This window comes from Nonlabens sp., from assembly GCF_047636915.1.
Taxonomy (GTDB): Bacteria; Bacteroidota; Bacteroidia; order Flavobacteriales; family Flavobacteriaceae; genus Nonlabens.
The window spans coordinates 1-12,617 of sequence record NZ_JBLIGN010000074.1; the positions used below are offsets into that span (position 1 = coordinate 1).

Genomic DNA, 12,617 nt, shown 5'->3' on the forward strand with positions numbered 1-12,617 from the left:
TGATTATTGATACGGAGGAAAAGTTGAAAGAATTTTATACAGTTCTGAATGCAACTCGATCTCCAGGTTTTGAAACTCCAAAGGTAGATTTTACTACCCAATCAGTAATTGTCGTGGCTATGGGACAGAAAAATACGGGAGGATATAGTGTTTCATCGCCCAGGTATAACCTGGAACAGCACACATATGAATTTTATTATATAAAACCTTTACCAAATGCACTAGTTACTATGAGCATGACTACTCCAGGTATAGTAATACTGGCAAATCAACCAGCACAGCATATCAGCATTAGAGTATCCGAGAAGTAAATAGAAAAAGGCCATCATTTCTGGTCGCCATTTTTTTATTCCTATAGAGATGACTTAGAACAGGTATCTGATACCTAATGCAATGTCTAGATCCTTTCCATCCCTAAAATCTCCAAAATAGAATTCTGGACGAACGTCTAGTGAAAGCAATAAGGGAATATCAAAACTGTACTCTATACCTACTTGTCCGGCGGCAAAGAAAAAGCTTTCAGAATCATTGGTAAATTGATCTCTTCCAGGAAAATTATTGTCCAGACTAATGGTGCCTAAACCGCCACCAGCACCAGCATACCAGTTAAAACTACCTTCTAGACTCCATATCCATTGATAAAGTCCAGTTGCTTTAAAACCGTCAAAGTTTTTACCGCTTTCATAACCCAAATCTATTTCCAATCTATTGTTAGCTCCTAAGGCTCGTTGGTATGATATTTCAGTACCAAAACCACCTCCGTCTCCAGATCGAATACCAATCGCATTTTTAGAAATTTCTTGTGCATTTGCTGATCCAATTGCTCCCATTACCATAAGAAGAGTAAAAACTACATTTTTCATTAACCCAGTATTTTTTATATAAATATCAGGATAAAAAAGGAAGGACCACTCTTCTATTATGTTAATTTATATAGTATAACATCTTAGTATTATTTAATAAAACTTGGCAATGAAGTCCTTGTTAACGACGCTATTTTCAATTCCTTCATTTTGTTGGACAGATTAAACCTATTGACAAAATCCAATTTCATCTGTTGTTCTATCTATGGAAATTTGCGAGAATCTATAGAGATAGCAGTACCATTATGTTTTGTTTTTCATCATTGTTATCAAATCATTTACCCTTTATAAAAAGGCAGTCTATCCTTCAAATTCGTATTCTTCACCTTCACCACCTCGCTCTTTATTTTTATCTCTTTGATTAAAGGTGTATATAAATGAAAGGGTTACTTGACGCTCTCTCCATTGGAACCTACTGTTAGAAATAAAGCTAGGAGTATTGGTGAAAGATTCTCGACGTCTTGCATTTAACAAATCACTCACATTAAGTGTAAGGGAACCTTGCCCCATTAAAATCTCTTTACTAGCTGCAAGATTTATGGTAGTAATGCCGTTTTGAGAGCCTTGTGCACTTTCTGATGCCCCGCGGTAATTGATACGTGTTTGAAAATCAATTTTGGCAGGGAGCTCAAATTTTTGATTTAATCTTAAAAAGTAGGTGGTGTTTACAAAGTCAAAATTTAGATCCTCAAAGTCTCCATCAGTTTCTACCCTAAACACATTTACATCACTATTGATGGTCCACCATTTGAAAGGTCTATAGGTAAGGGTAAGCTCATAGCCTAATCGCTCTTCTGTAGAAAGATTCACTGGAAATCTAAAAACGGCTTGATTTCCATCTACTAACCTCGTAGTTTCAATAGTTTCTACATTATCAGTACTGCGATTAAAGTAAAGGGATGTACTTAAGGTCAATTTTTTCCACCGTCTTAAGTAGCCTAAGTCCACTTGATTTGAAAAAGTCGGATCTAAATCTACATTCCCTTGATAAAAGGAGTTTTGACTTGATCTACCTGCAAATGGATTCAACCTACGTCCTCTCGGTCGACGTACTCTTCGGTTATATCCTAGAGTAAAATTCTCACCGTCTTGTATCTCATAACCTAAATTCAATGTAGGGAACAAACTGCTGTATTCTTTTTTGCTGGTCACATCTGTTGTTTCCTGATGGATAGAAATATTGGTTTGCTCAAATCGTAAACCAGCAAGCATGGAAAATTTGCCAAACTCTTGACCGTATTGTCCATAGACAGCATTCACAAACTCTTTATAACTAAAGGTGTTGTTTAAAGTTGTGTCTGGAACTAAAGGTCCATTTGGGAACTCTTCTCTTTCCTCAAAGAAGAAACTGTTGGAAATATCTCTGTAATTACCTCTATAGCCCGCTTCATACTGAATGTCTTCACCAACTGGTTTTTCCCAATCCACCTGTACCAAAGCTTCTGTTTCATCTTCTGTTTCTAATACACGTTCCAGGTCATTGATGGTATTGGAGATAATTTCAGTTTGTAGGATATTTGATTCCTGATCTTCTCTAGATGTTGAAAATTGTGCGCTTGCTTTCAGTTTTTGTCCATTTTCATCTAAATCGCTTTGATAATCTAAAGAAAATTGAATATCATTTTCATCTTCAGCTTCTTTTTCCTCTCTTAAGTTAGTTTCATTAAGAGCCGTATCAGAAAAAAAACGCTGATTGTTGTTCGTATTCACATCATTATCATTTCCTAAACGATAGACTACATTAGCGAGAATACTACTGTCATCATTAATAAAATATTCAGCTCCAAAACTGGTAAAATAACTCCTTCCTAAACGGTCAAAATTACGACTTTCATCCACTCCTAATAAAGCGGTATCAGTTGGTGGGGCATCAGGAAACTTGTATTCGATGCTGGTAAAAGCATTTCCAGGAGAAGTCCTGTATCGGTAACCTGTATTGGTAAAAAGATTCCACTTGGTGGTACGAAAGTTTAAGTTAGTGGAGATTCCATAACGTTCAGGATAACTCGTATTCATATTAATAGAGCCATTAAAACCTATGATACGGTTTTTGCGCAGGATAATATTTAGAATACCCGCAGTCCCTTCTGCGTCATATCGGGCACTTGGTGAGGTAATCACTTCAATCCTTTCAATAGCTTCTGATGGAATTTGGCGTAAGGCCTCTGCACCACTAAAACCAACTAAGGCACTAGGTCGACCATCTATTAGAATACGTACACTATTGTTTCCTCTTAAGGCAACGTTTCCTTCTACATCCACAGAAACGGAAGGCACATTGTCAAGAACATCACTGGCCGTGCCGCCTTGTACGGTGAGATCTTTACCGATGTTATAGATTTTTTTATCCAATCTGATATCTACGGTTGTTTTCTCTGCAACAATTATAGCCGCATCAAGCTTTGCGATTTCTTGTGCCAAAGAAAGAACCCCGTAATCTTTATCTTTTGTAAGGACCTGTTTCTGTTTACTAATACTTTTAAATGTGATGTATTCCCATTTTACGGTGTAGGTTCCTGGTAAAACGCTGATTCGGTAACTACCTTCTGAATCGGTAACACCTCCTTGAGGAAGTTGATCTGGTTGAGCACTGATAAAGGATACAGTAGCAAACTCTAAGGGAGCTCCAGAATCTTTGTCAATAAGCTTCCCTTTTACAGTAATAGGAAGAGTATTTTGCGAATAGCTGGATGCCGAGGAAATGAGTACTAGTAAAAATAGAAATTTCTTCATAACAGTCTATAGGTTTTCTTCTTAGACTGCTAAGCTATTTAAAGGGTTAACCGGAGGTTATTAAACTTAAGTTAAAGCTCGTTACTTGGGGTCTCTTTGCTATCTTCCATTAAGAAAGCCTTAAGAAAAGCATCTAAATCTCCGTTGAGAACGGCGTCTGTATTACCCGTTTCATGACCTGTCCTTACGTCTTTAATTAATTTATAAGGATGCAATACGTAATTGCGTATTTGAGAACCCCATTCTATTTTCATTTTGCCAGCTTCTATTTCTTTCCGGGCAGCATTGCGTTTTTGCAATTCTATTTCAAAAAGCTGGGACTTTAACATTTGCATCGCTTTTTCACGATTTTCTAATTGAGACCGTGTCTCAGAATTATGAATGATGATCCCAGATGGGTAATGAGTAAGAATAGCCTTGGTTTCTACTTTATTTACATTTTGTCCTCCTGCACCACTGGATCGAGCAAAGTCCCATTTGATGTCTGCTGGGTTGATGTCTATCTCTATGGAATCATCTGCTAGCGGATACACATAAACAGAGGCAAAAGAAGTATGACGTTTTGCATTAGAATCAAATGGTGAGATGCGTACCAGTCTATGAACACCGTTTTCACTTTTTAACCAGCCAAAACTATAATCTCCTTCTAGTTCTAAGGTTACTGTTTTTATACCAGCCACATCACCAGACTGGAAGTTGAGTTCTTTAACTTTATAACCGTTTTTTTCTGCCCACATCATGTACATTCTCATAAGCATCTCTGCCCAATCGCAAGACTCTGTGCCACCAGCACCAGCAGTGATTTGAAGTACAGCGCTCATATCATCACCTTCGTTAGAAAGCATGTTTTTAAACTCTAGTTTTTCAATAAGGTCGGTTGCGGCATGGTACTTTGCCATCACGTCTTCTTCACTGGCTTCAGCTTCCTTAAAAAACTCAAAGAGGACTTCAAGATCTTCCGTAAAGGTTACAGCGGTAGCATAATCAGTAGTCCATTGCTTTTTATTACGCAATAGTTTCATGATCACTTCTGCATCTTTAGGCTTATTCCAAAAATCTGGTGAGAAGGTTTTCTCTTCTAGATTAGTGATCTCAATTTGCTTGGCATCAATTTGTAGATAATCCTTTAATTTTTGAACGCGTTCTTGTAATTCTTTAACCTGTTCGGCAGTGATCATAATGTCATTTTCATCAATTGCAAAAATAGAATTAAATTAATTGCTTTTATCCATGCTTGTATGTAGTATAGATATTATTTTTATCTCGTCATAGGGAACGTAGAACTCCTGACGTTTTTACAGCATTTGCTCGCATTGTGCGTACTTGAGCTGTTTGGATAGAAGTATATAAGTACTGCAGTACAAAAGCCTAATTATAATATTAATACATGATAGATTTAAGAAGTGATACGGTAACAAAACCATCAAAAGGAATGATGGAAGCCATGTTCCAAGCTGAAGTAGGAGATGACGTATATAAGGAAGATCCAACGGTAAATGAGTTAGAAAGAAGAGTGGCAGAGCTATTTGGTATGGATGATGCGCTGTTTTTTCCTACAGGAAGTATGGCAAATCAGGCTGCTATTAAAATGCACACACAACCTGGTGAGCAGCTGATTTGTGACAAATATGCACATGTCTATAATTATGAAGGTGGCGGTGTTTCTTTTAATAGTGGTGTTTCTTGTAAATTAATAGATGGCTCTAGAGGTATGGTAACTGCTGCTCAAGTAGCTGCGGCTATCAATCCGCCAGATTTTTACCACAGTTCCTTAACTTCTTTAGTATGCGTAGAAAACACGACTAATAAAGGCGGTGGAGCTTGCTATGAAATGCAGACTTTTAAAGAAATAAAAGCCGTTTGTGTACAACATGGATTGGGTTTGCATCTGGATGGAGCAAGGTTGTGGAATGCCTTAGTGGCAACCGGACAAGATCCTAAAGAATACGGAGCACACTTTGATACCATTTCTGTCTGTTTTTCTAAAGGTATGGGAACACCTTTAGGAACTGTTCTCATTGGTAAGAAAGAGATTATGAAAAAAGCAATGCGGGTGCGTAAAGTTTTGGGTGGTGGAATGAGACAAATAGGCTTTATGGCAGCAGCTGCCATTTATGCGTTGGACCATAATTTTGATCGACTAGCAGAAGATAATGCTAGGGCGCAAGAGTTGGGTAAAATACTAGCATCTCTTGATTATGTGATAAAGGTGGAACCGGTGGAGACTAATATTGTCATTTTTGAGGTAAAAGATGAGAAAGCCGTTATGGAGTATTGTGTTTCAAAAAATTTGATCATCAGTAATATGGGACAAGGTAAATTGAGACTCGTGACCCATTTAGATTATACCCAAGATAATCACCTGACAGTCCTGCAATATTTTAAAGATTTTAAGGAGCATAGTTTTTTAATTGGGAAGGCATAAGCAGCTGGACTTATCTATCCTGTGCTTTAAAAGATCAGGTTTAGAACTATACGTACCTCGCAGGAAAGAAGTAGCAGCAGCTAACATTGATCATCTTGTTATGTGAGAAGCAGCGTTTGGAAAGTCGAGTTTATAGGCCAAATAAGCTTTGACCTACCAAATCATTATCACCTATTCGTAAAGTTTTATTTCCTAGTCTCAGACCTTTTTTTTGAATTTACAGAGCTATAGGAGCTTCTATATCTTTTTCATAACAATTGAAGTGAAAGCTTGGTTGTCTTTTTTCATTAGAAAGGGATCTCGTTATCTTCCTTATGTCAAAAAGTGTAGGGTTCTATTTTAGTGCAATTCGGTAAGTAATTACCGCAGCTTTTTTTAAAATATCCTCACTAAAAGACAGTCATTTTTTATCTGGAGGCTCCTTTTTCAATTTGCTTTCGCGAAAGCGGTATTATAAGGGGTACACGTATTTTATAAATAGAACTTTTATTGCAATTCTAAAATACGTTCTTCTGTGTATTTTTTTAAATCCTCAAAAAAGAGTCTAAAATGCTGTTCTAATTCCCTGTAGTTGTTGATCAAATCAATAGGAGCGAGGTTCATGTTGCTTTTCCCTTTGGTTCTGTGATTCATTTGTTCAAAAATTATTGAAATGCCCTCTACCGTAGCGTAGTTGTACAGCCAGTTTTGTTCTACCATAAACGGCAGGAACTTCTGCACTCTTTTAGGCAATACAGAATGCGCATCATTTAAATCTTTATAGAACTCTTGTACATAGTCTTCTAATGGTATTTCATGAAAATCTGACCAGTTTGCAGCAAGAAAATGATCGTAGTAAATATCTACAATAACACCGCTCCAGTGTCCGTATTTCTCTCGGATTAAATCTTTACTTTGTCGCACAACTGCATGCGTATCTGTAAAGGTGTCGATCTCTCTATGCAGTATAATTCCCTGTGCGACTCGGTCTGGAAACACACTAAAATCTTTTCCCTTAACGGAGTCAGCAATAAAATTACCTATTCTCAATTTTTTGTCTTCTTTGGAAAGGTAAATGTGAGCGAGATAATTCATGAGTTAAGCCAGTTTTACTTTTAAATTAAGGAGAAAAGAAGGATAATTTCTCTGGACACAAGGTAGAAAAATAAAGGCTAATATGTTTAGGGTTTAATGATCTATTACAATAGAAAGGGTAAAAAGAGGTTTGTTCCATTCCGTTTAATTTAGGAATAGTATTTACGGATAAAGACTTTTTATATAGGTTACTTTTGCTATAAACGTAAACTAATAATTAATGACTCTTATAAAATCTATTTCAGGAATACGAGGCACGATAGGTGGTGCGCCAGGTGATAATCTTACCCCATTAGACGCTGTGAAGTTTGCTAGCGCTTATGCTTTATGGATCAAAGAAAACTCTGGAAAAGCGGCTCCTAAGGTAGTGATAGGACGAGATGCCAGATTAAGTGGCTCGATGATACAGGCTTTAGTGCAAAATACCTTGATAGGTATGGGATGTCATATCGTAGATTTAGGATTAAGTACAACGCCCACGGTAGAACTAGCAGTAACTCATGAACATGCAGATGGCGGAATTATTCTTACCGCAAGTCACAATCCGAAACAATGGAATGCCTTAAAACTATTGAATAGCAAAGGAGAATTCCTGGACGGTGCAGAAGGACAGAAAATTCTAGACAGCGCCGATAAAGAAGACTTTAATTATTCTGAAGTTGACGATCTAGGAAAAGTACAGTGTATTGATGATTATATAGATCGACATATTCAAATGGTACTGGATATGCCAGTAACACAGATAGACGCCATAAAAGCGGCTGGTTTTAAAGTGGTTGTAGATGGTGTAAATAGCACAGGTGGTATTGCTATTCCAGCGCTGTGCAGAGCACTAGGAGTAGAAGTTGTGGAATTATATTGTGAACCTACGGGACTCTTTCCTCATAATCCAGAACCTCTAAAAGAACATTTAGGAGACTTATGTGAAGCGGTAAAAGAACATAAAGCAGATTTCGGAATCACGGTAGATCCAGATGTGGATCGACTTGCTTTTGTGGATGAAAATGGAGAAATGTTTGGGGAAGAATACACCTTGGTTGCTTGTGCCGATTACATATTAGGTCATCAAAAAGGAAATACAGTTTCTAACCTTTCCTCCTCAAGAGCTTTGCGAGATGTAACTGAAAAGCATGGCGGTATGTATTTTACAGCTGCCGTAGGTGAGGTGAATGTGGTGCAAAAAATGAAAGATAAAGAGGCTGTTATAGGAGGTGAAGGAAATGGCGGTATTATCTATCCGGAGTCACATTATGGAAGGGATGCCTTAGTAGGTGTGGCGATGTTCCTTTCTTTACTTACTGAAAAGAAAATGAAAGTAAGTGAATTAAAAGCCAGTTACCCATCTTATTTTATGAGTAAGAAAAAAGTACAATTGGTTAAAGGAATGCCAGTAGATGCTATTCTTGCAGCTATTCATGCGACATACGTATCGGAAGAGGTAACGAGTATCGATGGTATCAAAATTGATTTTGCTGACCGATGGGTTCACATGAGAAAATCAAATACAGAACCGATTATACGCATTTATACAGAAGCACCCACGCAACAAACAGCTGATGATCTAGCGCTGCAATTTATCGCTGAACTCGAGGAGATAGCTCAACAGCACGCTTAGTACTCCCTATAGTAGATTTCCACCTTTTGTGAGACCACAAATAATATTCTGGTTGCTTGATGATTTGTTCTTCAAGCAGCTGGAAAAAAGTGTCGGTAATAAACCAGTCTTCGGTCTCGGCACCATTCTCTGCGATGGTTACAAATTCTGTATCGTAATAACCTCGTTTTACCTTATTAATTCTTAGAAAAACTACTGGAGTACCATATTCTCTTGCAATACGCTCTGCACCTTTAAAAACTGCACTAGGCACACCGAAGAAATTAGTAAAGTGTTGAGCATTTCCAGATTTAGGAGATTGATCTGCCACTAAAGCAAATAGAGCAGCCTCACTTTGTGCTGATTTACTCATAAAAGAGGTCGCTTCTTTCATGGCTACCATTTCACTATTGAATTTTTTTCTGATACCTACAATAAGGTCGTTGAACTTTTTGTTTTTGAGAGGTTTGTATATGGCATAAACTTTATAATCAATTACGTCATCTAATACCATTGTCCATTCATAACTTGCTTGATGACCGAATAGGGCAACAATAGGTTGTTTTGCTTTCGCAAAAGTGTTCACCATCTCAGGATTGCTGCAAGTAAATCTCTTTTTCATGGATTTTTTGCTCATTCCCATGGACTTGATCATTTCTATAAAAATATCACAAAAGTGTTGTGTGCTTTTCTTTGCTAGTCTGGTAATTTCCTTGTCACTTTTATCAGGAAAAGCAGTGGTAAGATTTTTTTTGATAACTTTTTTACGATAGCCTATTATGTAATACGTGATGAAATAGAAAAAGTCGCTTATCAAATAAACAATAGGAAACGGTAATCGAGAAATAATCCAAAGAATAGGATAAATAAGGTAAAAAGCAACTGCCTGCATGGACTAATTTTAGGCAAATATACTATCTTGTATCTTATAAACTTATTCATGTATCATATAGATGTAGTCACTGCGATAATAATAGCGATCAACCTTATCATTAGCTTTAAAGGATTTCAAGATTACGGATTTAAAGCAAAATTCCTTTTTAATATAGCAGGTATTCAACGTGGTGAGAAATGGCGATTTTTCACCAGTGGTTTCTTACATGCAGATCAAAGACATTTGTTTTTTAACATGATTACCCTTTTCTTTTTCTCTCCAGCAGTTGTTAATAATTTAGGAAGTATAAAATACCTAATCGTATATTTTTTCAGTCTGTTATCAGCAAATATTTTGAGTTACTTATTTCATAAAGAGGAATACCACTACAGTGCATTAGGAGCGAGCGGTGCGGTATCAGGGATCATTTATAGTGCGATACTACTAGAGCCAGGAATGCGAATTTACTTTGGTATTCCAGGATGGGTATTCGGAATAGGATATTTGATTTATTCGTTTTACGGAATGAAAAAGCTCCAAGACAATATTGGACACGATGCACACTTCGGTGGAGCAGTCGCAGGTATTCTAATCACCCTATTATATGATTTGGATTTGATTTACACCAACACCATAACTGTAGCTGCACTATCCCTTACGATTGTGGTATTATTTTTATTAATGAGGTTTATGAAAAATTAAAAGGATTAAGAAGGCCCTAACAATTCTTCAAGTTTGCTGTGTAACTGTTCTCCTCTTAAATTAGTAGCGATAATAACGCCGTTTTCATCTAGTAAAAAAGTTGCTGGAATAGAATTCACATTATAAAGTTTTGCGAGTGGTCCAAAATACATCAATCTTGAAACATGATTCCAGTCCATTTTATCTTTGAGGATGGCATTTTTCCAAGCGTTTTCACCTCCTTTTTTATCTAGAGAAACGCTGATGATATTGAATCCTTTGTCGTGATACTTATTATAGGCACTCACAACATTAGGATTTTCTCTACGACAAGGTCCACACCAGGAGGCCCAGAAATCAATTAAAGTAATTTCACCTAAGACTTCATCAAGTTTTATGACCTTACCTTCTGGATTAGTTCCTTCAAAATTTGGAGCTTTTGCCCCTATAGTGACAGCTTCTGCTTTTTTGAGAAAAGCATCTATCCTTACCGCCATTACAGATTGCTGTACCTGTGGATCAAATTGATTAAAAATCGTTCTAGATGCGGTTGCATCCAATAGTTTACTATTGAGCAGTTCACCTAAAATCATAGGCGCTACCACACTAGAGTTGTTATTAGTGATCATTTCAGTTGCGTAAGCTTTGAAACCATCTTCAGCAGTTGACCATTTTGCAGTAACAGCTGCCGCCGCAGCGTTATTACCGGTTTTTAAGGCTGCCGTTCTTTCACCGCTATATGTTCTCGAATTAGCAGCAAATGTAGTTTGCCGTTTTTTAAATATCTTTAATTCTTCATTAGAGGTGCTCCCTACTACATCACTATTAAATAAAGAATCTTTTTTAAGGTTGACTTTAAGTGGCTCATTTTGAATTAGAACAATAAAGTTACCGGCACTACCGTCTAAGGTCAGAAACCTTATTTCTTCACTATTTAGTTGTTCTTTTTTGTCAAAATAGAATTTTTCCTCCATGACAATACTTGTGTCTACTGCTACCGTACGTCCATTTCTGTCCAGATCGTTAAGATATACACGCATACCATTTGCTACTCCTTTAGCATTGCCTTCTATGAAATGAGTTTCCTTAGTTTTTTCATTACACTGATTCACAGCTATAAAAGATAAAAAGATCAATAAATACTTCATTACTTTGGTTTTATGCTAAAATAATTGAATTTTAGGTACCAGATGGGTTAAAAAAATCAAAATTTAGGACAGTAATTTTAAGAGCTTTATTTTATCAAGTATCTTTGAATTATGGAGGATAGAAAAAACCGTGATCATATGTTAGTGAATCTTACTTTTAAAAAAGTGGTGGATCAATATAAGGAAAGGTTAAAAAATGAAGTGAATAATTTTAAAAAGCTATACATTTCTTCTATACTGAGGTATGCAGATGATAATGAAGAGTTGGTATCTGGCATAAAAGAAGATGAGTTGCATACCTATGAAGACTCTATAAATGTTTTGTTGTCAGATCTATTCCCTGCGGCTTTGACACTCAACGAGATAAAAGCTGCAACAGTACCCTTTTCTAATCATATTTTTAATAAAACAGAACGCCTCAAAAACTTACTTAAAGATGCGGGAGATGATTTCCACTTTGACATCATGCCCAATGACTCTTTTGACACGTTTAGAATGTCTTGTGCTATTATTCTTGATAAATATTATCATAAATCCATAGATATCAGTAGACCTTTGCTGGTTGTTATTCCAGATATCAAAGGTACTGATCGTACCTATAGAGTTACCTATAACGCAGATTTTATAGACATAGAATTAAATAGTGAAGACCACGGTTTATCTGAAAATGATATCAAACAGCTTCTGCGTTCACCAGATGATAAACAATTATGGAAACATAATTTTCCTGATGGAAGCTATACGTTTCATGGATTTGGGATCATAACATTTACGGATGTAACCATTGATGCTGCTATTTCGGATCTAAAAACTATTTTATTAGACGTTTCTAGTACGGAAACAAATCAAACAGATAAGATTGAAAGTATTTTTAGGAATATCTTTAATTTAGAACATTTAAAGGTAGGTTTTACTTCATTTGATCATTTTGAAAAAACTTTTGAATCAAACCTTTACAGTGCTTCAGAGAGTTACATTCTAGGAGAAAGCCAGGAAAGGCACTGTGATACCACTTTGTGCTCAGACAGCTATCAGCAATTGATTATAAATTCTGAACCACTTATTATAACTGACGTAGAAAATTATGCTTCAAAAATAGAAAATAAGTTTCTAACGGATAACCTTTTGAAAAATGGATTTAAAAGTGCTATTTTTTATCCTATAACTAAGTCTAAAAAATTAATAGGCGTATTAGAGATCGTGAGTAAAAAGGTGTTTGCGCTGA

10 protein-coding genes and 1 pseudogene are annotated in these 12,617 nt (G+C 36.4%); 5 read left to right on the forward strand and 6 right to left on the reverse strand.

Translation table 11 applies throughout. The features are described 5' to 3' along the window. Window positions 1–311: protease complex subunit PrcB family protein (locus ACJAT0_RS10360; RefSeq protein WP_415181594.1), on the forward strand; the 311-nt coding region annotated here is incomplete at its 5' end. A gap of 54 nt (window positions 312–365) precedes the next feature. Here the strand turns inward: ACJAT0_RS10360 and ACJAT0_RS10365 are convergent. The 3 genes from ACJAT0_RS10365 to prfB form a co-directional block, all read right to left on the reverse strand. After that, window positions 366–863, reverse strand: a complete 498-nt coding sequence (locus tag ACJAT0_RS10365) for a hypothetical protein (RefSeq protein WP_415181595.1) — start codon at window positions 861–863, stop codon at window positions 366–368. Window positions 864–1,163: 300 nt separating this feature from the next. Continuing rightward, window positions 1,164–3,596 carry a TonB-dependent receptor domain-containing protein gene (locus ACJAT0_RS10370; protein WP_415181596.1) on the reverse strand — a complete coding sequence of 811 codons (2,433 nt, stop codon included), beginning with the start codon at window positions 3,594–3,596 and terminating at the stop codon, window positions 1,164–1,166. Window positions 3,597–3,667: 71 nt separating this feature from the next. Beyond that, window positions 3,668–4,774 carry a peptide chain release factor 2 gene (prfB, locus tag ACJAT0_RS10375; RefSeq protein WP_374002219.1) on the reverse strand — a complete coding sequence of 369 codons (1,107 nt, stop codon included), beginning with the start codon at window positions 4,772–4,774 and terminating at the stop codon, window positions 3,668–3,670. Window positions 4,775–4,983: 209 nt separating this feature from the next. On the opposite strand from prfB, the gene ACJAT0_RS10380 reads away from it, so the two are divergent. Beyond that, window positions 4,984–6,021, forward strand: coding sequence for a threonine aldolase family protein (locus ACJAT0_RS10380; protein ID WP_415181597.1), 1,038 nt, complete (start codon window positions 4,984–4,986; stop codon window positions 6,019–6,021). A 486-nt stretch (window positions 6,022–6,507) separates the two neighbouring features. Here the strand turns inward: ACJAT0_RS10380 and ACJAT0_RS10385 are convergent, their stop codons facing one another. Further along, a complete protein-coding gene (locus tag ACJAT0_RS10385; RefSeq protein ID WP_374002216.1) occupies window positions 6,508–7,095 on the reverse strand; it encodes an ACP phosphodiesterase in 588 nt (195 codons plus the stop codon). Window positions 7,096–7,315: 220 nt separating this feature from the next. Between ACJAT0_RS10385 and glmM the strand changes: the two genes are divergently transcribed. Then, window positions 7,316–8,710, forward strand: coding sequence for a phosphoglucosamine mutase (glmM, locus tag ACJAT0_RS10390; protein WP_415181598.1), 1,395 nt, complete (start codon window positions 7,316–7,318; stop codon window positions 8,708–8,710). On the opposite strand, the gene ACJAT0_RS10395 is transcribed toward glmM, so the two are convergent. Then, window positions 8,670–9,581, reverse strand: coding sequence for a lysophospholipid acyltransferase family protein (locus ACJAT0_RS10395; RefSeq protein ID WP_415181599.1), 912 nt, complete (start codon window positions 9,579–9,581; stop codon window positions 8,670–8,672). The two genes, glmM and ACJAT0_RS10395, sit on opposite strands and share 41 nt — an antisense overlap. Window positions 9,582–9,629: 48 nt before the next feature. Between ACJAT0_RS10395 and ACJAT0_RS10400 the strand changes: the two genes are divergently transcribed. After that, window positions 9,630–10,265 carry a rhomboid family intramembrane serine protease gene (locus ACJAT0_RS10400; RefSeq protein ID WP_415181600.1) on the forward strand — a complete coding sequence of 212 codons (636 nt, stop codon included), beginning with the start codon at window positions 9,630–9,632 and terminating at the stop codon, window positions 10,263–10,265. 5 nt (window positions 10,266–10,270) lie between these two features. On the opposite strand, the gene ACJAT0_RS10405 is transcribed toward ACJAT0_RS10400, so the two are convergent. Continuing rightward, window positions 10,271–11,392, reverse strand: a complete 1,122-nt coding sequence (locus ACJAT0_RS10405) for a redoxin domain-containing protein (protein WP_415181601.1) — start codon at window positions 11,390–11,392, stop codon at window positions 10,271–10,273. 111 nt (window positions 11,393–11,503) lie between these two features. Between ACJAT0_RS10405 and ACJAT0_RS10410 the strand changes: the two are divergent. Next, a pseudogene (locus ACJAT0_RS10410) lies at window positions 11,504–12,617 on the forward strand (GAF domain-containing protein); the annotation flags it as partial.